This is a genomic window from Pseudomonas sp. LS.1a, assembly GCF_022533585.1.
In the GTDB taxonomy this organism is placed as follows: domain Bacteria; phylum Pseudomonadota; class Gammaproteobacteria; order Pseudomonadales; family Pseudomonadaceae; genus Aquipseudomonas.
Genome location: NZ_CP092827.1, coordinates 4,327,671 through 4,351,681, shown reverse-complemented (window position 1 = coordinate 4,351,681; position 24,011 = coordinate 4,327,671). Strand labels below are relative to the sequence as shown.

Here is a 24,011-nt window from a genome sequence, read left to right as displayed (position 1 = left end):
GTGGCGAGAGGAACGGGGGGTGAATAGGCTGTAAGCCATACCGCATAAGGGTTGTAGACATTTACTCGCTGTGCCGGCCCTTTCGCGGGTAAACCCGCTCCCACAGGTACCCCCGCAGCTTCGAGGGCTGCGCAGTACCTGTGGGAGCGGGTTTACCCGCGAAAGGGCCGGCACAGCAGACCGAGACAGAGCAGATGACCAACACCCCCCTGGCAACCCTGTACCAGTCCCTCGACCAGCACCGCCCCGCCAGCCTCGAGGCGCTGCTCGCCGGCGTATCCCTGCTGTTGCCAATCCTCGACGCCATCCCCAACGCCGCGATCTTCATCAAGGACCCGGCCGCCCGCTACGTGCTGGCCAACAACACCCTGGTACAGCGCTGCGGCCTCAAGCGCCTGCAACCGCTGCTAGGCAAGACCAGCGCCGAAGTGTTCCCGGCACAGCTGGGCCCCGGCTACACCGAGCAGGATCGTCGTGTACTCAAGGAAGGGTTGGTATTGGCAGACCAGCTGGAACTGCACCTGTACGGCAGCCGCGAGCCTGGCTGGTGCCTGACCCACAAGCGCCCGCTGTACAACCAGGCCGGCGAGATCATCGGCCTGGTCGGCATCTCGGTCGATTTGCAATCAGCCGCCGACAGCCACCCCGCGTACCAGCGCCTAGCCGCGGTGGACGAGCATATCCGCCGGCATTTCCACCAGCCGATCAGCATGGGCGAGCTGACCCGTATCGCCGGCATCTCCGTGGCCCAGCTGGAGCGTTACTGCAAGCGAGTGTTCCACCTCACGCCAAGGCAGATGATCCACAAGGCGCGCCTGGAACACGCTCACCGCCTGCTCCACTCGGAAATGCCGATCACTGATGTGGCGATGCGCTGCGGCTATACCGACCACAGCGCCTTCAGCCGCCAGTTCAAGCAACTGACCGGCTTCACCCCGCGCCAGTACCGCCAGGCGACCAGCGCTCAGCTGGCCTGAAACAGCGCCCGCGCCTCATCGAAGCACTGCTCGGCAATGGCCGAACGCGGCTCGCTACGGCGCAGCAGCAGGCCGACCGGGCTGTGGATCGCGGCGTCGGCCACCGGCAGGATGCGCAGGTGCTCGCTCAGGTCTTCCAGGCCGCAGTCCAGTGGCATGACCGCGCAGCACATGCCGGTGTTGATGGCCTGGATCAGCTGGAAGCTCGAGTCGCTTTCCAGCACCGCATTCGGCTCCAGGCCACGGCTGCGGAAACTCAGGTCCAGCGACTGGCGGTAATGCATGCCTTTGCTCAGCAGGCCCAGCGGAATGTCGCCCAGCTCGTCCCAGCGCAGGGTATCGCTGGTGAACTGGAAGTGCCGGGTATCGTGCAGCAGGCCCATGGTGGTGGTGCCCAGTTCGATCACTTCGAAGAAGCTGGTGTTGACCTGGTCGAGGTAGCAGATGCCCAGGTCGAGCTGGTTGCGGCTGAGTCCGTCGATGATCTGTTCCGAGCTGAGCGAACTGAGCTGGAAGTGCAGTTCAGGGTATTTTTCACGCAGCGGCAGCAACAGGTGCATGGGGTTGAAACTGGCCAGCGGCACCGTGCCCAGGCGCAGGCTGCCGACCACCTGGCCACGGCAGCTGGCGGCTTCGGCCTGCAGGCCGTCGTGCGCGGCGAGCAGGGTGCGGGCCCAGGCCAGGATGCGCTCGCCGGCCTCGGTGAAACCCTCGAAGCGCTGGCCACGCTTGACCAGCACCAGGTCCAGTTCGTCTTCCAGGTTGCGCAGGCGCATGGACAGCGTCGGCTGGGTGATATGGCACAGCGCCGCCGCCTGGCCGAAGTGGCGGGTCTGGTCGAGGGCGATGAGGAATTTGAGCTGCTTGATGTCCATGGAAGTGCCTGGTAGCGGGTTGTGCAGACCTTAACCCACGTCTGCGATAGATGTCATTGATCAGTCGGTACGCCATATCGATTGGACGCTCCTGGGCCATGCCTCTAGCGTGGCGGCAATGCCACTCAAGGAGCCTCCCCGTGCGTGTCCAACCCGACGCGGTCTTCGTACCGCTCAATATCGCCGTGCTGACTGTCAGCGACACCCGTACCTACGACAACGACACCTCCGGTGAGCTGCTGGCCAGCCGCTCGGTAGAGATTGGTCACCGCCTGGTGGCGCGGGCGTTGCTCAAGGACGACCTTTACAAGATTCGCGCCCAGGTCGCCACCTGGATTGCCGACGAGCAGGTGCAGGTGGTGCTGATCACGGGCGGTACTGGTTTTACCGGCCGTGACAGCACGCCGGAAGCGGTCGAGTGCCTGCTGGACAAGCGCATCGATGGCTTTGGCGAACTGTTCCGGGCCCTGTCGATTCTCGATATCGGTACCTCGACCGTGCAGAGCCGGGCGCTGGCCGGGCTGTCCAACCGCACGTTGGTGTGCTGCCTGCCGGGGGCCACCGGGGCCTGCCGTACGGCGTGGGAGGGCATCCTGGCGGAGCAGCTGGATGCGCGGCACCGGCCGTGCAACTTCGTCAAGCACCTGAAACCGATCGAGGCCTGCGCAAGCCGGGGCTGAGTTTTCTCCTGTACCGGCCTCTTCGCGGGTAAACCCGCTCCCACAGGTAACGCGCAGGGTTCGAAACCTGTGGGGGCCCTGTGGGAGCGGGTTTACCCGCGAAAGGGCCGGCACAGGCCACTGCATTCGGTCAGCTCAATACATGGTCTACAGGCAACAACGCCGGCGGCAGCTGTTGTTCTCCCAACCCCGCCAGCACATCGCGCTCCACGGTCCGTACCATGGCATCGGTCGGCAGGTCGTTCTCATCGCGCCCGAACGGGTCCTCCAGTTCGTTGCCAATCGCATCCAGCCCGAAGAACGTGTACCCCACGATGGTGGTGAATAGCGGTGCCAGCCAGCCCAGCGGCTCGGCCAGGGCAAACGGCAGCAGCAGGCAGAAGATGTAGATGGTGCGGTGCAGCAACAGTGTGTAGGGGAATGGCAACGGCGTGCCCTTGATCCGCTCGCAGGTGGCCTGCACTTCGGTCAGGCCCACCAGCCGCTGCTCCAGCAGGCTGTAGCGCCAGTCACTGATCTGCTGCCGTTCAGCCAGCCGCGAGCAATGCCCGCCAACTTCGCGAAGGATAGCGTCGCATACATTGTGCGGGCTGATCACCTCGGGGCGGGCCAGCCAGGGCCGGGCGGCGGCCAGTTCGTCCTCGCTGCGCAGCCGAGCATTCAGCGCATGGGCAAAGCCGCACAGGCTGCGCAACAGTTCGGCACGCAGGGGTTCGTCGGTAATCACCAGGCTTTCGCGCACGAACGAGCGGGTTTCGATGATCAGCTTGCCCCAGGCCTTGCGCCCCTCCCACCAGCGGTCATAGCAGGCGTTGTTGCGAAAGCTCATGAAAATCGACAGTGACAGGCCCAGCAAGGTGAACGGGGTGGCGCTGACCGGGTAGAAAAACGCCGGGAAATGCCGCTCGACCAACACGATCAGCGCGGCCAGCAGGGTGATCGTCAGGCAGCGCAGGGCAATGCGCTTGACGATCGATCCCTTGAGTGTGAACAGCACACGCAGCACATCGGGGGTGGGATGGACGATCATGGAAATCCAGGGACGGCTGCCTAGCCGCCGGTCATGTTCATGAAACGCAGGATCTGCACGTCGCCACCGACTTCGAAGTGATGGCGGTAGGGCTTGAGGTGCAACGAGTCACGAATGGCCTTTTCCAGGCGTTCGGGGTCGCCGGGGTGGGCGCGCAGCACCTGTTTCAGGTCTACCGAGTGTTCATTGCCCAGGCACAGCAGCAGGCGGCCTTCGACGGTGAGGCGCACGCGGTTGCAGGTGGCGCAGAAGTTGTGGCTGTGTGGCGAAATGAAGCCGACCCGAGTGTTGGCGGCTTCGGCCAGGCGCCAGTAGCGGGCCGGGCCCTGGGACGACTCGGTCGATTCGACCAGGGTGAACTGCTCGGCCAGCAGCGCGCGTACTTCATCGCTGGAGCAGAACGACTCGCCGCGTTCATGTTCGCTGATCACGCCCAAGGGCATTTCTTCGATGAAGGTGATGTCCAGCTCGCGGTCGATGGCAAAGCGCACCAGGTCGACCAGTTCATGGTCGTTGCGGCCCTTGAGCACCACGCAGTTGAGCTTGGTGCGCTTGAAGCCGGCCTGGCGGGCGGCGTCGATGCCGGCGATTACCTGGTGCAGGTCGCCGGTGCGGGTCAGTTGCTTGAAACGGTCTGCGTCCAGGCTGTCGAGGCTGATGTTCAGGCGCGTCACGCCAGCGTCGAACAGCGGCTGGGCCAGGCGCCCGAGTTGCGAGCCGTTGCTGGTCAGGCACAACTCGCGCAGGCCGGGCAGGGCGGCGATGCGCCCGCACAGGTCGACGATGCCCCGGCGCACCAGAGGCTCGCCACCGGTCAGGCGAATTTTGCGGGTGCCAAGGGCGACGAAGCGCTCGGCTACCTGGAACAGTTCCTCGAGGCTGAGGATTTGCTGGCGCGGCAGGAACTGCATGTCTTCGGCCATGCAGTACACGCAACGGAAGTCGCAGCGGTCGGTGACCGACATCCGCAGGTAGTCGATTTTCCGGTTGAAGCCGTCGATCAGGGCCCGGCTGTTCTGTTCCACGTTCGCGCTCGAATGGCTTGGGACTCGATTCAAGCTATAACTTGGGCGCAGGGCCGTCAAATTGCTTTGTCCGACCGATTGATCGATGGCCTCTATCATGGCTGCAGGCCACGTATTTCATCGCGTCGCCCAATTCGCGGGTAAACCCGCTCCCACAGGTAAAGCGCAGGACTCGAAACCTGTGGGGGCCCTGTGGGAGCGGGTTCACCCGCGAAGGCCGTGACGCGGTTCCAGCCCATGATCGAAACCGCCTATCACCCCGTAAGATCTTTCGATTGGACGGCTCTACCCCACGCTCCATAGGCTGAAAAAAAGCATCGAAGCGTGAGGATTCACCGCATGAGCCAGGACCAACATATCAGGGACTACAAGGGCGCCGCCGCCGGCTGGGGTGCGCTCAAGAGCGTGACCAAGAGCTGGCTGGGCAGCGACAATGCCTTCAAGAACCTGCGGGCCATGCTCAAGACCAACCAGAACGGCGGCTTCGACTGCCCCGGCTGCGCCTGGGGCGAGTCGCCGGAAAACGACATGGTCAAGTTCTGCGAAAACGGCGCCAAGGCGGTCAACTGGGAGGCCACCGGCCGCTCGGTGGACCCGGCGTTCTTCGCCAGGTACAGCGTCAGTGCGCTGGCCGAGCAGACCGACTACTGGCTGGAGTACCAGGGCCGCCTGACCCACCCGATGCGCTACGACGCGGCCACCGACCACTATGTGGAAACCAGTTGGGAAGAAGCCTTCGCGCTGGTTGCCCAACATTTGCGCGCTCTCGAATCGCCCGACCAGGCCGAGTTCTACACCTCGGGCCGGGCCAGCAACGAGGCGGCGTTCCTCTACCAGCTGTTCGTCCGCGCCTACGGCACCAACAACTTCCCCGACTGCTCGAACATGTGCCATGAGGCCAGCGGCGTGGGCATGTCGGAAACCCTGGGCGTGGGCAAGGGCACCGTGGTGTTCCACGACCTGGAACTGGCCGACGCCATCTTCGTCATCGGCCAGAACCCCGGCACCAACCACCCGCGTATGCTCGAACCGCTGCGTGAAGCGGTCAAGCGTGGTGCCCAGGTGGTCTGCTTCAACCCACTCAAGGAGCGCGGCCTGGAGCGCTTCCAGCACCCGCAGCACCCGTTCGAGATGCTCAGCAATGGCTCCGAGCCAACCAACACTGCCTACTTCCGCCCGGCACTGGGTGGCGACATGGCGGTGATGCGCGGTATTGCCAAGTACCTGCTGCAGTGGGAGCGTGAAGCCCAGGCCAAGGGCGAACCGGCGGTGTTCGACCATGCCTTCATCGCCGAGCACACCAGTGGCATCGACGCATACCTGGAAGCCGTGGATGCCACGCCCTGGGCGCACATCGTCGAGCAGTCGGGCCTGACCCAGGCCGAGATCGAACTGGCCGCGCGCATGTACCGCAAGGCCGAGCGGGTGATCATGTGCTGGGCCATGGGCGTCACCCAGCACCGCCACTCGGTGCCGACCGTTCAGGAAATCGTCAACCTGCAGCTGCTGCGCGGTAACGTTGGCAAGCCCGGCGCCGGCCTGTCACCGGTGCGTGGCCACAGCAACGTGCAGGGCGACCGCACCATGGGCATCGACGAGAAGCCCGGGGCGGCACTGCTCGATGCCATTGAAAAACGCTTCCGGTTCCGCGTGCCGCGCGCCCACGGGCACAACGCGGTGCTGGCGATCAAGGCCATGGAAGAGGGGCGGGCCAAGGTGTTCATCGGCCTGGGTGGCAACTTTGCCCAGGCTACGCCGGATACGCCGCGCACCCATGCGGCCATGCGCAATTGCGCGCTGACCGTGCAGATTTCCACCAAGCTCAACCGCTCGCACCTGGTCACCGGCCGCGACGCGCTGATCCTGCCGTGCCTGGGCCGTACCGAAATCGACATGCAGGCCAGCGGGCCGCAAGGCGTGACCGTGGAGGACACCTTCAGCATGGTGCACATCTCCCACGGCCAGCTGCGCCCGCGCTCGCCGCACCTGCGCTCGGAGCCTTGGATCATCGCCGGCATGGCCCAGGCGACCCTGGGCAAGCAGCCGATCGACTGGGAGTACGCTGTTGCCGACTACGGCCGTATCCGCAGCATGATTGCCGATGTGATCCCCGGCTTTACCGATTTCAACGAGCGCCTGCAACACCCGGGCGGCTTCCACCTGGGCAACAACGCCGCCGACCGTACCTGGCGCACGGCCACTGGCAAGGCGCGCTTCAGCCCGCACCTGCTGCCGGAGCAACTGGTGAATGCCAAGGTGCTGGCGCGCGGTGACAAGCCCGACCTGATCCTGCAGACCCTGCGTTCGCACGACCAGTACAACACCACCCTGTATGGCCTGGACGACCGTTATCGCGGGGTGTTCGGCCTGCGTGAAGTGGTGTTCGTCAACGAGGTCGACATCCGCCGGATGGGCTTCGAGCCAGGCGAGCACGTCGACCTGGTGTCGCTGTGGGAGGATGGCGTGGAGCGGCGGGTGTCGGGCTTCCGCCTGGTGGCGTATGACGTGCCCGAAGGGCAGGCGGCGGCCTATTACCCGGAGACCAACCCGCTGGTGCCGCTGGAAAGCTACGGCGAGGGGACTTATACGCCGACCTCGAAGTTCGTGGCGATCAAGGTGGAGAAAGCCAAGGCGGGGAACCGGATCGCGGCGGTGCTTGCTTCGGAATGATGGGTTGCCTGTGCTGGCCTCTTCGCGGGTAAACCCGCTCCCACAGGGACCTTACAGGCCTGAGGGCAGCGGTGATCCTTGTGGGAGCGGGTTTACCCGCGAAGCATCCAGCACCGATCAGGAACGATGCACCGGGTAAGCCGTGGTGTACTTCATCTGCTCCATGGCAAAACTGGAAGTAATGTTCGACAGCCCATCAGTACTGGTAATCAGCTTCTTGTAGAACCGGTCATACGCCGCAATATCCCCCACCACCACCCGCAGCATGTAATCCCAGTCCCCCGACATGCGGTAGAACTCCATCACTTCCTCGAACCCGGTCACGGTCGCGGCAAACTGCTCCAGCCAGGCGCTGTCGTGGCGCTGGGTCTTGAGCTGGACGAACACCGTCAGCCCCAGCCCCAGCCGTTGCGGGTCCAGCAGGGCAACGCGGCCGACAATGTAGCCGTCCTCCTCCAGGCGCCTGACCCGCTTCCAGCACGGCGTGGTGGACAGGTTGACGGCCTCTGCCAGGTCCTTGAGCGAGATCGAGGCGTCGCGCTGAAGCAGGGTGAGAATGTGCTGGTCGAAGCTGTCCATATTGCATGTGGGCCGTGGAGAAAAATTTTTCACAGATTACCCCAAGGCCAGAAGATTTGGGTTGTGCGATAGTGGCAACTTTCATTCTGCCAATGGGCCTGACCATGTCCGACAAGCCGCGCAATTTCGCCACCCGTACCATTCACGCCGGTGAGCAGTTCAGCGTCGCCGATAACGCTATCTTTCCGGCGATCGTCACCGCCAGCTCGTTCACCAAGCGCAGCCTGGATGACAAACCGGAATACTCCTACAGCCGCGTCGGCAACCCCACCCGGCATGCCTACGAAACCTGTGTCGCCGCCCTGGAAGAAGGGGTGGGCGCGGTTGCCTGCGCCTCGGGTGTGAACGCCACCGCCACCGTGCTGGAGCTGCTGCCCAAGGATGCCCACGTGGTGGTGATGAACGGTGTGTACGGCGGTACTTTCCGCATCCTCGAAGACTACCGTAGCCGCACCTCGGGCCTGACCACCACCTACGTCGACCTCAACGACCTCGAGGCGGTGGCTGCCGCCATCAAGCCGGAAACCCAGCTGATCTGGATCGAATCGCCGACCAACCCTTTGTTGCACCTGGTCGATATCAAGGCTGTGTGCGACCTGGCCAAGGCGCGGGGCATCCTTACCTGCATCGACAACACCTTCTGCTCGCCATGGAACCAGCGCCCCATCACCCTGGGTGTGGACCTGGTGATGCACTCGGCCAGCAAGTACATCGGCGGCCACTCCGACCTTACCGGTGGCGTGGTGGTAGCCGCCAATGATGCGCTGTTGGCGCGCCTGCGCCGAATCAGCATGGCGATTGGCGCGGTGCAGGGGCCGTTCGACTGCTACCTGGCCCTGCGCGGCCTGAAGACCCTGGATGTGCGCATGGAGCGCCAGTGTGCCAATGCCCTGCAGGTAGCGCGCTTCCTCGAAAGCCACGCGCAGATCGAGCAGGTGTATTACCCGGGGCTGGAAAGCCACCCGCAGCATGAGCTGTGCAAACGCCAGATGCGCAGTGGCGGGGCGGTGGTGGCGATGAAGGTCAAGGGCGACCGGGCCGCGCTCAATCGGCTGGTCGAGGCGCTGCAGATCTTCGTGCTGGCCGACTCGCTGGGCGGGGTGGAGAGCATGATCAACCACTCCTGGAGCATGTCGCACTGCTCGCTGAGCCCGGAGCAGAAGGGCGTGATGGGGATCAGCGAGAACCTGCTGCGGTTGTCGGTGGGGATCGAGGATTACCGCGACCTGGTCGAGGACCTGGATGGGGCGTTGAAGGCTGCGGCTGCTGTGTAAGGGCTGCTGGCCTCTTCGCGGGTAAACCCGCTCCCACAGGGACTCGGCTGCCATCAGGGCTGGCGCTGTACCTGTGGGAGCGGGTTCACCCGCGAAGAGGTCGGTGGATTCAATGAATTCCTGTCAGGATTTGGGCGGATGAATGATCCGTTCGATCTTGTCCTTGATCAGCAACCGCTCCTTGCGCAGGCGGTTGACGGCCTCGTCGTTGGTACCGTTGCTTTCGGCGGCGACCACCTCCTTGTCTTTGGCGTTGTATTCCTTGTGCAGTGAGTGCAGCGTCTGGTCCTTGTCGATGAGCGCCTGGAATGCATCAGCGGTAACGTGCAGGTCAGCGAGCAGATCATGCGGAACTGGCATTTCTTCACCTCTGTCGGGGGTTGGCGAATGGTTCTGACCTTTGAGGATAGTCGCCTTTGCGCAGGTAGGGGACTGGGTTAGGCTGTCGCATCTCTCCCGTGACCCGGAACCTGCACCATGCCCCACCTGAACCTGGAATACAGCGACAACCTGCGCGAGCTGAACGTCGATACCCTGCTGTTGCGCCTGAACCACGCCCTGGTCGGCAGTGGCCAGTTTGCCGACGAGGCCGACATCAAGAGCCGCGCCCAGGCCTTCGGCCAGTTTCGCGTGGGTACCGCGCCAGGCGAGCGCGCCTTTGCCCATGTGCGCCTGGCCATTCTCAGCGGGCGCTCGCCCGAGGTGAAGACGCAACTGTCCGCCAGCCTGCTGGAGGTACTGCGTGAAGCCATTCCCGAGCAACCCGGGCTGGACATTCAGCTGTGCGTGGAAGTGCTGGACATCGACCGCGAGCCATACGCCAAGGCGCGCCTGCCAGGCTGAACAGTGCTGAATGAACTTCTTTTAATGTAGAAAAGGCGCCTGCTCACGAATTTGTTGGCGTCTTTTTCACAAAAAATTGATGGTGCGCTTTCTAGAGTTCAGCCCAGTTTCCCCGGTGCCGCGCAGGCCCTTGGGCTGATAATCACTCTTGATTGCGAACACTAATGCTCAACTTCAAATCCCTGCGGACTGAATGGGTCACGCTGCTGGCCAGCCTTTACCTGCTGATCGGCTTCAATGTCTTCCTCTGGCAGCACCTTGAACAGATCGTTCCGCCCGGTTTGCCGGGGCTTTGGCTGAGCCTGGCGTTTGCCGTGCTGATGTTGTTCGCATTCAACCTGATCCTTACGCTGGTCGCCTTCCGTTATGTATTGAAACCAATACTTGTCGTGTTATTCATGAGTGGCGCGGGGGTGGCTTACTTCATGAACCAATACGGTGTACTTATTGACGCGGGTATGTTCCGCAATATGGCGGAAACCAACGTGGCGGAAGTGCGTGACTTGCTTTCGTTGAAGTTTGCCTTGTATATCCTGGGCCTCGGTGTAGTGCCTTCGGTACTGTTGTGGAAGGCGCCGATCGCCTATCGCGTCTGGCACCGTGAACTGCTCGGCAAACTGGTGGTTGGCGGTGCCTGCGTGGTGGCCCTGGGCTCGGTGGCACTGGTCAACTACCAGGGGCTGTCGTCGCTGTTTCGCAATCACCACGAACTGCGCCTGATGCTCACCCCCAGCAATATCGTGGGTGCCTCCATCGGTTATGTCAGCGAGCGCGTCGGTACCGCATCGCGGCCCTTCCAGCATTTTGGCGAAGATGCCAAGCGTGATGCCGCCTGGCAAAAACATGAACGCAAGTCGCTGACCGTACTGGTAGTGGGCGAAAGTGCGCGGGCAGACCACTTCGGCGTGCTCGGCTACAACCGCGATACCACGCCGAACCTTGCCAAAGAGCAGGGCCTGCTGGCGTTCTCCGATGTGCACTCCTGCGGCACGGAAACCGCCGTCTCGGTGCCGTGCATGTTCTCTGGCATGAAGCGCAAGGACTACGATGCCCGCGTGGCGAAGAACCGCGAAGGGTTACTGGACATCCTCCAGCGTTCCGGCCTGGCGGTGCAGTGGCGTGACAACCAGTCGGGCTGCAAGGGCACCTGCGACCGTGTGCAGTTCATCGATGTCAGCAACCTCAAGGACCCGCAGCTGTGCGCTGACGGAGAATGCCATGACCAGATCCTGCTGCAGGGCCTGGGTGAGCTGCTCGACAACCTCGACAAGGACACCGTGCTGGTGCTGCACCAGATGGGCAGCCACGGGCCTGAATACTTCAAGCGCTACCCCGGCGCCGACCAGCGCTTTGCCCCGGTGTGCCAGAGCAACGCGCTGGACCAGTGCAGCGAGCAGGAAATCATCAACGGCTACGACAACACCCTGGCCTATACCGACAAGGTGCTGGCCTCGCTGATCGACACCCTGCGCAGCAAGCAGGACAAGGTCGACACGGCGATGATCTACCTGTCCGACCATGGCGAGTCGCTGGGTGAGTACAACCTGTTCCTGCACGGCACGCCTTACGCCATCGCCCCCGAGCAGCAGAAGCACGTGCCGCTGCTGACCTGGTTCTCCGACAGCTACAAGGAGGACTTCGGCGTCGACACCGACTGCCTGGCCAAGCTCAGCGATGCGCCGCTGTCGCAGGACAACCTGTTCCACTCGATGCTCGGCCTGTTGCAGGTGCACACCGAGGTCTACCAGCAGTCGCTGGACATGTTCGCCAGCTGCCGGCCGTGGCTGGCCGCCAAGCGCTGAGTCGAAGCGCGTTCCATACTTGGGCTTGCGCGGTCTTTGTGGGAGCGGGCATGCCCGCTCCCACAGGGATCGCGAAGCTTGCGGATATTGCGCACTGAACATGCACAACAGCACCACTGATCGATATCAAGGATGGCCCGGGTTTCACCAGCAGTGCCCGCGCCGTATATACTGCGCGCCAATGTTAGTGGGAGAGCCTCGTGGCTATCGAAATACACTGGATCCGTGACGACCAGAGCCTGGCCGAACACTGCCGCGACTGGCACCAGCTGCCCTTTGTCGCCGTCGACACCGAATTCATGCGGGTCGACACCTTCTACCCGAAAGCCGGGCTGATCCAGATCGGCGACGGCCAGCGTGCCTTCCTGATCGACCCGCTGCTGATCGGCAACTGGCAACCCTTGGCCGAACTGCTGGATGACAGCGGGGTGGTCAAAGTGCTGCATGCCTGCAGCGAAGACCTCGAAGTGCTGCTGCGCCTGACCGGCAAACTGCCACAGCCGCTGTTCGACACCCAGCTGGCCGCCGGTTACCTGAACCTGGGCTTCTCCATGGGCTATTCGCGCCTGGTGCAGGAAGTGCTGGGCATCGAACTGCCCAAGGGCGAAACCCGCTCCGACTGGTTGCAGCGCCCACTGTCCGATACCCAGGTCAGCTATGCCGCCGAAGATGCCGTGCACCTGGCCGAGCTGTTCACTGTGTTGCGCCCGCGCCTGAGTGACGACAAGTACGCCTGGGTGCTGGAGGACGGCGCCGAGCTGGTGGCCGCATTGCGCCGCGAAGTCGAGCCCGAGAGCCTGTACCGCGATGTCAAGCTGGCCTGGAAGCTGGCCCCCCAGCAACTGGCAGTGCTGCGTGAGCTGTGCGCCTGGCGCGAGCGTGAAGCGCGCAACCGCGACGTGCCGCGCAACCGCATCCTCAAGGAACACTCGCTGTGGCCCATGGCCAAGAGCCAGCCGAACAACCTGTCGGCGCTGGCCAAGATCGACGAGATGCATCCGCGCACCATTCGTCAGGACGGTGAGTTCCTCATCCAGCTGATCAAGCGTGCCGCCAGCCTGCCAGCCGAGCAATGGCCCCAGGCCTTGCCCGAGCCTTTGCCAATCGAGGCCGCCGGTATCCTCAAGCAGCTGCGTGCCATCGGCCAGGCCGAAGGCGAGCGGCTGGGCATTGCCCCCGAGCTGATGCTGCGCAAGAAAGCCCTGGAAGCGCTGCTCAAGAGCGGCTACCCCAATGGCCCCTATCAATTGCCCGATTCGCTGCGCGGCTGGCGCCGTGAGCGTATGGGCCAGGCCCTGCTGGACAGCCTGGCAGGCGCCGGAGAGACCCGATGAAACGCATTTGCTCTATCTACAAGAGCCCCCGCAAGAACGAAATGTACCTTTACGTGCTCAAGGCCGACGGCCTGGAGCGCGTGCCCGAAGGCCTGCTGCCGTTCTTCGGCACGCCCATGCATGCCTTTGACCTGGTGTTGACCCCCGAGCGCAAGCTGGCCCGCGAGGACATCGCCAAGGTGCTGGAAAACCTCGACAACCAGGGTTACCACCTGCAGATGCCGCCGCCGGAAGACGACTACATCGAGCACCTGCCCGAAGAGTTGCTGCGACGTAACGACCCGGCCTGATCATGCGAGTACTGATTGCTGAGCATGATCATGCTCGATACGCCGAGATTTTGCGCGCAGCCGCACCTGAACTGGAAATCCTCACCAGCGGTGACTCCGCCGAACTGGCCCTCCAGGCGCCGCAGTGCCCGGTGTGGCTGGGCCAGCCGGACCTGCTGGCAAGCCTGCTGCGCCAGGGCCACAAGCCGGGCTGGATGCAATCCACCTGGGCCGGTATCACTCCGCTGCTGGCCGAGGGCCTGCCGCGTGACTATCGCCTGACCCGCGCCGTGGGCATCTTTGGCCAGGTGATGGCCGAGTACATGCTCACCTACATGCTCGGCCATGAGCGCGAGGTGCTGTCGCGCCTGGTCAGCCAGGTGGAGCGGCGGTGGGATGATCGCCCGGGGCGTACCCTGGAGGGGCGCAAGGTGCTGATCGTCGGCACTGGCGACATTGGTCAGCGGGTGGCCGAGTTCCTGCAGGCGTTCGGCGTGGTGCTGTATGGCGTTGCCAGCAGCGCCCGCGAGCAGGCGCCGTTCGTCGAGGTAGCGGCGCTGGCCGACCTGCCGCGCATGGTTGGCCAGGCCGACTACGTGCTCAACCTGCTGCCCGATACCCCGGCCACCCACGACCTGTATGACGCGGCGTTGTTCAAATGCTTCCAGCCCACGGCGCTGTTCATCAATGCCGGGCGTGGGGTGGCGGTGGTCGACGCCGACCTGGTCGAAGCGCTGAAGGAAGGGCACCTGGCGGGGGCGGTGATCGATGTCTGCCGGCAGGAGCCACTGCCCAGGCAGCATCCGTTCTGGACGGCGTGGGGCCTGCTGCTGACCGGGCACAGCTCGGCGCCTACCTCGCCGGCGGCGATGGTGCGGTTGTTTGTCGAGAATGTGCGGGCGTTTGCGGCGGGGCAGGCATTGCGTGGGGAAGTGGACTTCGCCCGGGGCTACTGAATTTGTAATGCCTGTGCCGGCCTCTTCGCGGGTAAACCCGCTCCCACAGGGTCTCCATGGCCCTCAGGTTCTGTGGGGCACCTGTGGGAGCGGGTTTACCCGCGAAGAGGCCAGTACAGCAAGTGCAAGGCTTACAGGCTGAAATCACCCTCGGCAGCCAGCTCGCTCAGTGGCTTGCGCGGGCTCGGCACTTCACGCGCCTGCAGGGCTTCGTTCAGGCTGGCCTTGTCACCCAGCTTGCCGATCGCCACCATGGCATGCAGCACGTAGCCCTCAGGCACCTTCAGCTCCTGACGCGCCAGCGCCTGGTCGAAACCGGCCATGCCATGGGTGTGCCAGCCGCTGAGGCTGGCTTGCAGGGCCAGGTGCCCCCAGGCGGAGCCGGTATCGAAGGTGTGCCACAGCGCCGGTTTTTCTTCCGTGGTGCCCGGGGCGGCGTAGGTGGTCTTGGAAATCACCAGCACCAGTGCCGAAGCCTGTTGCGCCCAGCTGCGGTTGGCCGGCACCAGCAGGTTCAGGTAACGCTCCCAGTTCGGCGTGTCACGGCGGGCATAGAGGAAGCGCCAAGGTTGCGAGTTGTTCGCCGACGGTGCCCAGCGTGCGGCTTCAAGGAAGCTCAGCAGGGTTTCTTCGCTGATCGGCTCGGCGGTGAAGGCGCGTGGCGACCAGCGGTTGATGAACTGCTCGTTGATGGCGTAATCGGCAATGCGGGGGTTGGCGCTCATGGCGGCTCCTGCAAAAGGACGGGAAACGCGCACGCTACTGCGTCGCGTCGCGACTGACAAGCGGTCTGGCTTTGCCGAAGGCCAGGCTCTAGACTGGCGCCGCCGCGCGCCGTGGCCCCAAGATGAATGCAGGAAACCCGTGTCATGATCGCTGAAAACGCGCCGTTCTGGCGGCGCAAGACCCTCGAGCAACTCAGCCCGCAAGAGTGGGAGTCGCTGTGTGACGGCTGCGGCCTGTGCTGCCTGCAAAAGCTCGAGGACGAGGACGACAACAGCGTCTATTACACGCGCATCGCCTGCAAACTGCTGGATCTGGACACCTGCCAGTGCAGCGATTACCCCAACCGCTTCGCCCAGGTACCTGACTGCATCCAGCTCACCCCGGGCAAGGCCGACCAGTTCAAGTGGCTACCGAGCACCTGTGGCTACCGCCTGGTCAGCGAGGGCAAGGACCTGCCGGCCTGGCATCACCTGGTCTGCGGCGATCGCCAGCAGGTCCATGAACAGCGCATTTCCCAGTCGGGGCGCATGCTCAGTGAGCATGATGTGCACGAAGACGACTGGGAAGACCACCTGATCTTCCGCGCCAGCTGACCGGCGCGGCCCGCTGCCACGGGGAAACAAGGAGTTTCTGTATGCGTTGCCAGCTGTTGTTGCTGTTGGGCCTGATGGCCAGTTCGCCGGCCTGGGCGAAAAAGGTCGACCTCGACTATCAGGTGCGCCTGTTACCGGCCAGTGGCCAGGCGGAAGTCCGCCTCACCTTGGCCGAAGGCAGTGCCGTGCGCAGCCTGGACTTCGACCTGGGCAAGGCCGGAGCCTACAGCGGCTTCCAGGCTGATGGCCAATGGCATCTGCAAGGCCAGCGCGGCGTGTGGCAACCGGCGGCCGGCAAGACCAGCCTCAGCTACCGCGTGCAACTGGACCAGAAGCGCGGCAGCGGCGCCTATTCTTCGCGCATTACCCCGCATTGGGCGCTGTTCCTCGGCGACCAGCTGGTACCGCCTGCACGGCTCGACCAGCAGGATGGCACCGAGCTGGTGGCGCGCCTGGCGTTCGACCTGCCCGAGGGCTGGAAGAGCATCGAGACCTCGTGGCCGCGCATCGGCAAGGACAAGTTCCGCATCGACAACGTTTCGCGGCTGTTCGACCGGCCCACTGGCTGGATGCTCGCCGGCGACCTGGGCAGCCGCCGCGCCCGCCTGGGCGAATCCGAGGTGACTGTGGCCGCCCCGGTGGGGCAGGGTATGCGGCGCATGGACAACCTGACCTTGCTGACTTTTGTCTGGCCGCAATTGCAGGCGGTGTTCCCGCGGAATCCGCCGAAGCTGTTGTTGGTCGGCGCCCGCGACGGCATGTGGCGCGGGGCCATGGCTGCGCAAGGCTCGTTGTACCTGCACAGTACCCGGCCGATGATCAGCGAGAACGGCAGCAGCCCGTTGCTGCGCGAAGTGGTGCAACTGTTTGCGCAGATCCGTGGGCGTGACGGCAGTGACTGGCTGGTGGAAAGCCTGACCGACTACTACGCCAGCGAGTTGCTGCGTCGCTCGGGCGGGGTGAGTGACGACCGTTACCAGGCCTGGCAGGCGCGCCTGAGCAAGCAGGGTGCCAAAGTCACCCGGCTCAAGGGCGAGCATGCCACCCCGGCGCAGGTGGCGCGTGGGGTGATGTTACTGCAGGCGCTGGACAAGGAAATCCGCATCCACACCCAGGCCAAACGCTCGCTGGACGATGTGGCACGCGGGCTGATGCGCTTGCCAAGCGTGAGCACCGAAGACTTCGTGCAGATCAGCGAGAACGTGCTGGGGCGGCGCTCCGAGGTGTTGCAGAGCAAGGCGTTGCGCTAGCCATCTCTGTACCTGTGCCGGCCTCTTCGCGGGTAAACCCGCTCCCACAGGTACGGCGAAGAGGCCGAAGCCTTGGTGATCCTGTGGGAGCGGGTTTACCCGCGAAAGGGCCGGCACAGGCAGTGCAAAATCAATTGGCCAAGGGATCCTTCCCGGTCACCGTCACCCCCCGCGTCGCTGCGTCGGCACTGGCCTTCAATGCCTTCAGCTCCGCCGCGCTGCGCTCGATGTCCGAACGCAAGCGGTGATATTCCTGCCGATGCCGCTGCCACCAGGCCTTGGTCGCACAACGCCCGCTGAAGCCCCGAGCCAGTGCCAGGCCGCCAACTGCGATCTGCAACAACCCGACCAGGCCGCCGTGGCGCAACCCCTTGCTTACCATCAACGCGCCACCAGCCAGCGAACTGGCGCGCTCCAGGCCACGAACGTTGTTGTCCTGCGATGTCGCTGCCGAATGGATATCAAGCATGGCAAGGTCTCCGTCTGAAGTGTATGCAGGTGACCTGTCGGCCACCGTCATCGTTCAGTCGGCTATTTGAACCTGGGCCCCGAACGGGTATTCAGCCCCTTGGCCATGCGGTCATACAGCACCACATTCACTGTCGCCGCCAGGTTCATGCAGCCTTCGGTCGGAATGTAGATGGTCTCTTCGCACCACGCCCGTACATCGGCACTGAGGCTGCCGTCTTCCGGCCCGAAGATGTAGATGGCCCGGTCCGGGTGGGTGTACTCCGGCAATGGCCGCGCACCTTCAACCAGTTCTACAGCCACCGGCGTGCAGCCCAGCGGGATGATGCGCTGCAGGTCGTCGATGCCGATCAGCGGGATGTCGTAGTGCACGCGCTTGGTGTCGGTGACGAAGTCACGGGCGCGCTCGTAGCGTTTGCCGGTGTAGAACACCGAGTTGACGCCGTAGCAACCCGCGGCGCGCATCACCGAGCCGACATTTTCTGCCGACTTGGGGTTGAACAGGCCGATGCAGCTGTATCGTTTGTTTGCCACGTACCGGGGCCCTTCGCGAAAAAAAGCGCGATTATACGGGCTGCCCGGTAGCAGCGGGGGGCGAATCGATGGTCAGTCTTTCTTCAGCATGCCCGCCAGCCCGGCGAACGGGTTGTGGGTGGCCTTGGCGATGCTCGGGGTGCTGGTGGAGCCTTCGCTGAAGTACTGCTGGTCGGTGTAGCGCGAGTGCTCGTTGTCGTGGCAGTACAGGCACAGCAACTCCCAGTTGGAGCCGTCCTGCGGGTTGTTGTCGTGGTTGTGGTCGCGGTGGTGCACGGTCAGCTCGCTCAGGCGCTTGCCGGAGAACTCGCGGGCGCAGCGGCCGCAGACGTGCGGGTACATTTTCAGGGCCTTGTCGCGGTAGCCCATTTCCTTGTCGCGCTTGGCATCGGCCAGGATGCGGTCCAGGCGCGCGGTGGCGGCGGCAGAAGAGGTGGAGCTCATGGTGTTTCCTTTGTTCTGATCAGGCAGATGACGGTTATGCCATTGAGTCTAGCGCGCTTGCGGGGCCGGGGGACAGGCGAAAGCTTCGATTTAGGCGTAGCCTGTAGGAAGGTTCCCGACAGGAGGTTGCTGATGTTTCGCGCGATCCTCGCTGTGCTGTTGTTGGCCGGCCTGTCCATGGCCGAAGCTGCCAGCACGCCACCCCGGCTGACCACGCCGGTGCCCGGTGCACCGGGTACGCCTACGCCTACGCCATACCCGCAGATTACCCCGAGTACGCCGCCCAAGGCCTACGACAACCAGCCGGGGGCGCCCCTGTTGCCGCCGATGCCGGTGCCCGGGCCGCCGAAGGACCAGCCATTGCCGGGGTTGCGCCAGGATCCGCCGAAGCAGCCGGTGCAGGATGACTGAGAGGGCTGTGTTGGCTGTGGGATTTTGGGGCTGCCTTGCAGCCCATCGCGACACAAGGCCGCTCCCACAGGGATCGCACAGGATTCAGGGCATGCGCGGTACCTGTGGGAGCGGCCTTGTGTCGCGAAAGGGGCGCAAGGCGCCCCCAGCCATATCAAACGATACCTAGCTCGGCGAATACGAACGCATACTCAAGGGCCACATCCTTGAGCCCTTGATACCGCCCGCTCATCCCGCCATGCCCAGCCCCCATTTCGGTCTTGAGCAGCAGCAGGTTGCTGTCGGTCTTGCGCGTGCGCAGCCGCGCCACCCACTTGGCCGCCTCCCAGTACTGCACGCGGCTGTCGTTGTAGCCCGCCACCACCAGCATCGCCGGGTAGGCCTGTGCCTTCACGTTCTCATACGGCGCGTAGGCCTTGATCCGCTCATACACCTGCGGCTCCTCAGGGTTGCCCCATTCGTCGTACTCGGTCACGGTCAGCGGCAGCTCGGGGTCGAGCATGGTGTTGAGCACGTCGACGAACGGCACTTCGGCAATGGCACAGCGGAACAGCTCGGGGCGCAGGTTGAGTACCGCGCCCATCAGCAGGCCACCGGCACTGCCGCCACTGATGGCCAGGCGGTCGGCAGCCGTCACACCTTCGGCGATCAGGTGCTCGGCACAGGCGATGAAGTCGCTGAAGGTGTTGTGCTTGTGCTCCTGCTTGCCGGCGCGGTACCAGGCTTCGCCCAGTTCGCCACCGCCACGCACATGGGCGATGGCAAAGGCCACGCCGCGCTCCAGCAGGCTCAGGCGCGCATGCGAGAACCACGGGTCGAGGCTTTCGCCATAGGCGCCGTAGCCATACAGGTACAGCGGTACGGTCCGGCCCAGGTCCTGGCGGCGGCGCACCAGGCTGATCGGTACCCGGGTGCCGTCCGCTGCAGTGGCCCACAGGCGCTCGCTGACATAGTCGTCGGCATCGAACGGCCCCAGCACCGGGGTTTGCTTGAGTACCGCCTGGGCACCGCTGGCCAGCTCCAGCTGGCGTACCTGGGCGGGGCGGTTGAGTGCTTCATAGCGCAGGCGCAGGCGTGGGCTGGCGAACTCCAGGCTGTCCTGCACGTACAGGCTGTAGGCCGCGTCGGGAAGCTCGACGCGGTAAGCCGCCAGGCCCTGCGGGCGTACCTCGATGATCGGCAGGCCACCTTCGCGCAGGCTCAGGGTCAGCGCCCCGGCATTCAGGCTGAGGCCTTCGAGCATGATCGTGTCGCGGTGCGCGACCAGCAACTGCCATTGCTCGCGGCTGGGCACCGGTGCGACCGGGGCGTGGTACAGGGCGAAGTTGATGCCGTCCTGGTTGGTGCGGATGAACCAGCGCCACTGGCCGTCGAGCTGGCCGTGGTCGGGGAAGTACTCGTGGCCTTCGATGCGTGGCGCCAGGCAGGTGAACGGTGCCTGCGGGGTTTCCGCGTCCAGCACCCAGGCCTCGCTGGTGGTCTTGCTGTTGAGCAGCAGCACCAGCTGGCGCTCGGAGCTGGTGCGGTAGCAATGCAGGAAGAAGCGCCCGTCGGGCTCCTCGAACACGGTCTGCGCGCCTTCGCTGCCCAGGGTGTGGCGACGCAGGCGCCACGGGCGGTGGGTGTCGTCCAGTTCGGCGAAGAACAGCGTCTGGCTGTCGTTGGCCCAGGTCAGGCTGCCGTCGCAGTCGTCGAAGGGCAGGGTGGTGACGCTGCCACTGGCCAGGTCCTTGACGTACAGGGTGAAGATTTCGTCGCCGCTGGTGTCGAGGCTGTAGGCCAGCAGGCGGTGGTCGGGGCTGACGTTGAACGCGCCAAGGGACAGGAAGCCGCCGTTGGCCAGGGCGTTGGGGTCAAGCAACAGTTGCTCCTGGCTTTCATCGACCGTGTTGGAGTCATCGGCAGGGCGCGGGCAGCGGTAGTGGCGCGGGTATTCGTCGCCTGCGGTGGTACGGGTGTAGTACAGGTAGGGGCCCCAGGGCGCCGGCAGCGACAGGTCGGTTTCCAGGATGCGGCCCTTGATCTCTTCGAACAGTTGCTCGCGCAGTGGCGCCTGATCGGCCAGGCAGGCTTCCTGGTAGGCGTTCTCGGCCTGCAGGTAGGCAAGCACCTCGGGGGTGTCGCGCTGTTGCAGCCAGGCGTACGGGTCGGCGGTCTGGGCCTGGTGGGCAATCGGGGGTTGGGGCTTGGTTGGCATTGAGGATCTCTTGATTGGGGGTGCCTGTACCGGCCTCTTCGCGGGCAAGCCCGCGAAGAGGCCGGTACAGGCAAACACTGTCTGCGCCCGGAAAAGTGTTTATCATAGGCATCTCTTTGCCTGGCTTGCACGAACACCATGACCGAGAACGACTACACCCTCGCCTGGGGCCTTTACGCGGTTGCCGCCCTGGGCTGCCTGCTGGTGGGCTTCAAGCTCACCGGCTGGATGTGGCGCTGGCTGCGCGAACCGCTGCGGGTGGTGCTGGCGGTGCTGCTGCTGACCCCGACCATCGTCGACCCGGTCAAGGACAGTTTCGCCCCGGCCATCGCCATCACCGCCCTGGATGTCGCCTTCAAGGTCGGCAACAACGCCTGGCGCGCGGTGTCCGACTTCGCCATGTACGGCATGGGCGCCTTTTCCCTGTATTTCCTCTTCGTACTGCTGCGCTTTCCGCTGGAAAAACGCGCCCGCGAGCGCCGTGCACAGGCCGAGGCCGCTGCCCAGCGCCAGGCGGCCGAAGATGAACAGCTCGGTGCCCATGCCCCGCTGGCCGCCGAGCGCCGCGACCGTTACCGTGACGCGCCACCCCCTGCCGCCCCAGCCGCCACTCGTGGCGGTGGCCGGGTCGAGCCCCGTCTGTAAGCGGAGACACGCCTATGTGCGAACTGCTGGGCATGAGTGCCAACGTCCCCACCGACATCGTCTTCAGCTTCACCGGCCTGATGCAGCGCGGTGGCCGTACCGGCCCGCACCGTGACGGCTGGGGTATCGGCTTCTACGAAGGCCGAGGCCTGCGCCTGTTCCAGGACCCGGCCGCCAGCAGCGAGTCGGAAGTGGCCAACCTGGTGCAGCGTTACCCGATCAAGAGTGAGGTGGTCATCGGCCATATCCGCCAGGCCAACGTCGGCAAGGTGTGCCTGTCCAACACTCACCCCTTCGTGCGGGAAATGTGGGGCCGCAACTGGTGCTTTGCGCACAACGGCCAGTTGGGCGACTTCAAGGGCCAGGCCAGTTTCTACCGGCCGGTGGGCGACACCGACAGCGAGGCGGCTTTCTGCGACCTGCTCAACCGCATCCGCAGCGCCTTCCCCGAGCCCGTGCCGGTGGAGCAGCTGTTGCCGGTGCTGGTCGAAGCCTGTGCCGGTTACCGTGGCCAGGGCGTGTTCAACTGCATGCTCAGCGACGGCGACTGGCTGTTCTGCTTCTGTTCGACCAAGCTGGTGCACATCACCCGCCGTGCACCTTTTGGTGCGGCGCGGTTGAAGGATGTCGACCTGATCGTCGATTTTCACACCGAAACCACCCCCAACGACGTGGTCACGGTAATCGCCACCGAGGCCTTGACCGAAAACGAGACCTGGCAGCGCTACGAGCCGGGTCAGTGGGCCCTGTGGCGGCACGGCGAGTGCGTGGCACACGGCCAGAGCTAAGGACGCGGCATGTTCAGAAGTTACCTGCGGTTGCTGCTGTTCACCTTCGGCTTGCTGGCCGGTATCCAGGTCCCGGGGCTGGTCAAGGACTACAGCCAGCGGGTCGAGGCGCACCTGTTCGAGTCGCGCGAGGCGCTCGACGGCTTCCGGCAGACCGCCGAACGCTTCTTCAATGGCGACCTGCAGGCGCTGCTGCGGCATTACCGCACTAGCGACGACCCGGTCTTCAACAGTGATGCCAACAGCATCGAAAGCCTGATGATCCGCAACGAACTGCTGGAAAACGAATGGCAGGCGCTGCAAGGGCCATGGGTGCAGCGTACCTGGCATGTGCTGGTGCAGGCCGACCCGCAGTTGCGCGAAGAAACCCTCAATGGCTACAGCTACCAGATCCTGCTGGTGCCCGAGGCGGTTGGCTGGGGGCTTGGTGCAGGGTTTGTGCTGGCCTTTGTGGTCGAGAGCCTGTTGCTGGGGATTGGCTGGGTGATCCTGGGCGGGCGGCGTGGGGCGGTGAAAGAGAGCTGGCGCTAAGGCATCCTGTGCCTGTGCTGGCCTCTTCGCGGGTAAACCCGCTCCCACAGGTACAGCGCAGCCTTCAAGATCTGTGGTGATCCTGTGGGAGCGGGTTTACCCGCGAAGAGGCCAGCACAGGCACTGCAAATCTGTCAGACCAACACAATCCGTTGCCCACCCACATCCCGCGCATACCCCTCCAGCACCTGCCGGCACACCCCGACCACTTCATCCACCAACGCCACCCCGGTCTGCCAGGCCACCACCAGCTCCAGGCTTGGCGGCGGTTGCAACCCTTGCAACAACACCAGCTCACCCCGGCTCAACTCGGCATCCACCAGCGCCGGGGGTAGTGCGCCAATGCCAAACCCGTCGCGCAACAGCCGGGTAATCGCCGCCACCGAGTTCACGCAGTTCAGCCGCGGCGCTTCGGCCCCCGCGCCCTGCAGCAGGCTCAGCACTTCCTGGTGCGGCCGCGAGTTCTTCGAGAAGGTGATGATGCGTTCCCGCCCAAGCTCGGCCAGTGAAGCGTAGTCGCGGTGCTGGTGCGATCCGGCGGCCACCACCCAACCCATCGGGTAGCGCGCCAGGTCGAGACTGCGGATCGACTGCTCGCGCAGCAGGTCGGTCTGCAGGATCACGTCGAGAAAGCCCTTCTGCAATTGCTCGCGAAGGTTCAGCGCCGTGTCGGCCACCAGTTCGATCTCCACCTGCGGGTAACGCTCGGTCAGCTCCGCCACCAGCGCGCTCATCCAGGTGTGGATCACCGTGTCCATCACCCCGATACGAATGCGCCCGACCTTGGCCCGGTCGCTGTCCAGCGACTGTTTCATGGCCTTGGCGGTTTCCAGCATGCGCTCGGCATATTCCAGCACCTTGCCGCCTTCCGGGGTCAGGCTGACGCCGCGTGAGTCGCGCAGCAGCAGCTTCACGCCCAGGTCGGCTTCCAGCGCGGCAATGCGGCTGGACACCGAGGCCTGGGTGGTAAACAGCTTCTCCGCGGTCAGGCGGAAGCTCTTGAGCCGGGCGACCCAGACGAAGGTTTCGAGGAAGCGAAGGTTCATGATCAGTTTTTCTTGTTCCAGACCGGCGGTTTTTCTCGTTGGACGCAGGTGGCGCGGCCTCTGA

26 protein-coding genes are annotated in these 24,011 nt (G+C 64.4%); 15 read left to right on the top strand and 11 right to left on the bottom strand.

Annotated features, from left to right (window positions below):
• The first annotated feature begins 194 nt into the window (after positions 1-194).
• Positions 195-977, top strand: a complete 783-nt coding sequence (locus MKK04_RS20085; RefSeq protein ID WP_207830783.1) for an AraC family transcriptional regulator — start codon at positions 195-197, stop codon at positions 975-977.
• Here MKK04_RS20085 and MKK04_RS20080 read toward each other — a convergent pair.
• Positions 965-1,852, bottom strand: coding sequence for a LysR family transcriptional regulator (locus MKK04_RS20080; RefSeq protein ID WP_207830786.1), 888 nt, complete (start codon positions 1,850-1,852; stop codon positions 965-967). The genes MKK04_RS20085 and MKK04_RS20080 overlap by 13 nt on opposite strands.
• A 140-nt stretch (positions 1,853-1,992) precedes the next feature.
• Here MKK04_RS20080 and moaB point away from each other — a divergent pair, with 140 nt between their 5' ends.
• Positions 1,993-2,532: a molybdenum cofactor biosynthesis protein B gene (moaB, locus tag MKK04_RS20075; RefSeq protein ID WP_241105917.1), complete on the top strand. Its 540-nt coding sequence runs from the start codon at positions 1,993-1,995 to the stop codon at positions 2,530-2,532.
• A 130-nt stretch (positions 2,533-2,662) separates the two neighbouring features.
• On the opposite strand, the gene MKK04_RS20070 is transcribed toward moaB, so the two are convergent.
• Both MKK04_RS20070 and moaA read right to left on the bottom strand, forming a co-directional pair.
• The gene (locus MKK04_RS20070) at positions 2,663-3,562 is read right to left on the bottom strand and encodes a bestrophin family protein (RefSeq protein ID WP_207830788.1); all 900 of its coding nucleotides are present in this window, start codon (positions 3,560-3,562) and stop codon (positions 2,663-2,665) included.
• A 20-nt stretch (positions 3,563-3,582) separates the two neighbouring features.
• Entirely contained in the window at positions 3,583-4,587 is a 1,005-nt protein-coding gene (moaA, locus tag MKK04_RS20065) for a GTP 3',8-cyclase MoaA (RefSeq protein WP_207830792.1), read from the bottom strand.
• 339 nt (positions 4,588-4,926) lie between these two features.
• Between moaA and MKK04_RS20060 the strand changes: the two genes are divergently transcribed.
• The gene (locus MKK04_RS20060) at positions 4,927-7,257 is read left to right on the top strand and encodes an FdhF/YdeP family oxidoreductase (RefSeq protein ID WP_207830795.1); all 2,331 of its coding nucleotides are present in this window, start codon (positions 4,927-4,929) and stop codon (positions 7,255-7,257) included.
• A 117-nt stretch (positions 7,258-7,374) separates the two neighbouring features.
• On the opposite strand, the gene MKK04_RS20055 is transcribed toward MKK04_RS20060, so the two are convergent.
• On the bottom strand, positions 7,375-7,836 hold the full coding sequence (locus MKK04_RS20055) for an Lrp/AsnC family transcriptional regulator (protein ID WP_046616476.1): 462 nt from the start codon (positions 7,834-7,836) through the stop codon (positions 7,375-7,377).
• Positions 7,837-7,928: 92 nt separating this feature from the next.
• On the opposite strand from MKK04_RS20055, the gene MKK04_RS20050 reads away from it, so the two are divergent.
• Entirely contained in the window at positions 7,929-9,110 is a 1,182-nt protein-coding gene (locus MKK04_RS20050) for a trans-sulfuration enzyme family protein (RefSeq protein WP_063912985.1), read from the top strand.
• 123 nt (positions 9,111-9,233) lie between these two features.
• Here MKK04_RS20050 and MKK04_RS20045 read toward each other — a convergent pair whose 3' ends face one another.
• On the bottom strand, positions 9,234-9,470 hold the full coding sequence (locus MKK04_RS20045; RefSeq protein WP_207830797.1) for a YdcH family protein: 237 nt from the start codon (positions 9,468-9,470) through the stop codon (positions 9,234-9,236).
• A 117-nt stretch (positions 9,471-9,587) separates the two neighbouring features.
• Between MKK04_RS20045 and MKK04_RS20040 the strand changes: the two genes are divergently transcribed.
• From MKK04_RS20040 to MKK04_RS20020, 5 genes are all read left to right on the top strand, one after another.
• Complete coding sequence (locus tag MKK04_RS20040) at positions 9,588-9,953, top strand: 5-carboxymethyl-2-hydroxymuconate Delta-isomerase (protein WP_207830800.1); 366 nt, start codon at positions 9,588-9,590, stop codon at positions 9,951-9,953.
• 164 nt (positions 9,954-10,117) lie between these two features.
• On the top strand, positions 10,118-11,755 hold the full coding sequence (locus MKK04_RS20035) for a phosphoethanolamine transferase (protein ID WP_241105916.1): 1,638 nt from the start codon (positions 10,118-10,120) through the stop codon (positions 11,753-11,755).
• A 200-nt stretch (positions 11,756-11,955) separates the two neighbouring features.
• Complete coding sequence (gene rnd, locus MKK04_RS20030; protein ID WP_207830805.1) at positions 11,956-13,089, top strand: ribonuclease D; 1,134 nt, start codon at positions 11,956-11,958, stop codon at positions 13,087-13,089.
• Complete coding sequence (locus MKK04_RS20025) at positions 13,086-13,379, top strand: YcgL domain-containing protein (RefSeq protein ID WP_063912980.1); 294 nt, start codon at positions 13,086-13,088, stop codon at positions 13,377-13,379. The genes rnd and MKK04_RS20025 overlap by 4 nt, the downstream gene beginning before the upstream one ends.
• Positions 13,380-13,381: 2 nt before the next feature.
• Entirely contained in the window at positions 13,382-14,314 is a 933-nt protein-coding gene (locus MKK04_RS20020) for a D-2-hydroxyacid dehydrogenase (RefSeq protein ID WP_207830807.1), read from the top strand.
• A 131-nt stretch (positions 14,315-14,445) separates the two neighbouring features.
• Here the strand turns inward: MKK04_RS20020 and MKK04_RS20015 are convergent, their stop codons facing one another.
• Positions 14,446-15,039: a nitroreductase family protein gene (locus MKK04_RS20015; protein WP_241105915.1), complete on the bottom strand. Its 594-nt coding sequence runs from the start codon at positions 15,037-15,039 to the stop codon at positions 14,446-14,448.
• A gap of 144 nt (positions 15,040-15,183) precedes the next feature.
• On the opposite strand from MKK04_RS20015, the gene MKK04_RS20010 reads away from it, so the two are divergent.
• Positions 15,184-15,633, top strand: a complete 450-nt coding sequence (locus MKK04_RS20010) for a YcgN family cysteine cluster protein (protein ID WP_063912977.1) — start codon at positions 15,184-15,186, stop codon at positions 15,631-15,633.
• 41 nt (positions 15,634-15,674) lie between these two features.
• Complete coding sequence (locus MKK04_RS20005) at positions 15,675-16,883, top strand: hypothetical protein (RefSeq protein WP_241105914.1); 1,209 nt, start codon at positions 15,675-15,677, stop codon at positions 16,881-16,883.
• A 130-nt stretch (positions 16,884-17,013) separates the two neighbouring features.
• Here MKK04_RS20005 and MKK04_RS20000 read toward each other — a convergent pair whose 3' ends face one another.
• The 3 genes from MKK04_RS20000 to MKK04_RS19990 all read right to left on the bottom strand — a co-directional run bounded on the left by MKK04_RS20000 (position 17,014) and on the right by MKK04_RS19990 (position 18,329).
• The gene (locus tag MKK04_RS20000; RefSeq protein WP_207830813.1) at positions 17,014-17,352 is read right to left on the bottom strand and encodes a DUF2892 domain-containing protein; all 339 of its coding nucleotides are present in this window, start codon (positions 17,350-17,352) and stop codon (positions 17,014-17,016) included.
• Between the two features lie 62 nt (positions 17,353-17,414).
• Positions 17,415-17,885 carry an RNA methyltransferase gene (locus MKK04_RS19995; RefSeq protein ID WP_015271348.1) on the bottom strand — a complete coding sequence of 157 codons (471 nt, stop codon included), beginning with the start codon at positions 17,883-17,885 and terminating at the stop codon, positions 17,415-17,417.
• Positions 17,886-17,957: 72 nt separating this feature from the next.
• Positions 17,958-18,329, bottom strand: coding sequence for a YajD family HNH nuclease (locus tag MKK04_RS19990; protein WP_003259546.1), 372 nt, complete (start codon positions 18,327-18,329; stop codon positions 17,958-17,960).
• A gap of 132 nt (positions 18,330-18,461) precedes the next feature.
• Here MKK04_RS19990 and MKK04_RS19985 point away from each other — a divergent pair, with 132 nt between their 5' ends.
• Positions 18,462-18,740 (top strand): hypothetical protein, encoded by a 279-nt coding sequence (locus MKK04_RS19985; protein ID WP_207830815.1) that lies wholly within the window; start codon positions 18,462-18,464, stop codon positions 18,738-18,740.
• Positions 18,741-18,894: 154 nt separating this feature from the next.
• Here MKK04_RS19985 and MKK04_RS19980 read toward each other — a convergent pair whose 3' ends face one another.
• Complete coding sequence (locus MKK04_RS19980) at positions 18,895-20,937, bottom strand: S9 family peptidase (protein ID WP_241105913.1); 2,043 nt, start codon at positions 20,935-20,937, stop codon at positions 18,895-18,897.
• Between the two features lie 138 nt (positions 20,938-21,075).
• On the opposite strand from MKK04_RS19980, the gene MKK04_RS19975 reads away from it, so the two are divergent.
• The 3 genes from MKK04_RS19975 to MKK04_RS19965 are packed head-to-tail and all read left to right on the top strand — an operon-like array spanning position 21,076 to position 22,901.
• Positions 21,076-21,582: a hypothetical protein gene (locus tag MKK04_RS19975; protein ID WP_063912972.1), complete on the top strand. Its 507-nt coding sequence runs from the start codon at positions 21,076-21,078 to the stop codon at positions 21,580-21,582.
• A gap of 14 nt (positions 21,583-21,596) precedes the next feature.
• On the top strand, positions 21,597-22,370 hold the full coding sequence (locus MKK04_RS19970; protein WP_013973756.1) for a class II glutamine amidotransferase: 774 nt from the start codon (positions 21,597-21,599) through the stop codon (positions 22,368-22,370).
• Between the two features lie 9 nt (positions 22,371-22,379).
• Positions 22,380-22,901: a DUF2937 family protein gene (locus MKK04_RS19965; protein ID WP_207830821.1), complete on the top strand. Its 522-nt coding sequence runs from the start codon at positions 22,380-22,382 to the stop codon at positions 22,899-22,901.
• Positions 22,902-23,035: 134 nt separating this feature from the next.
• On the opposite strand, the gene MKK04_RS19960 is transcribed toward MKK04_RS19965, so the two are convergent.
• Positions 23,036-23,947, bottom strand: a complete 912-nt coding sequence (locus MKK04_RS19960; protein WP_063912969.1) for a LysR family transcriptional regulator — start codon at positions 23,945-23,947, stop codon at positions 23,036-23,038.
• Positions 23,948-24,011: the final 64 nt, after the last annotated feature.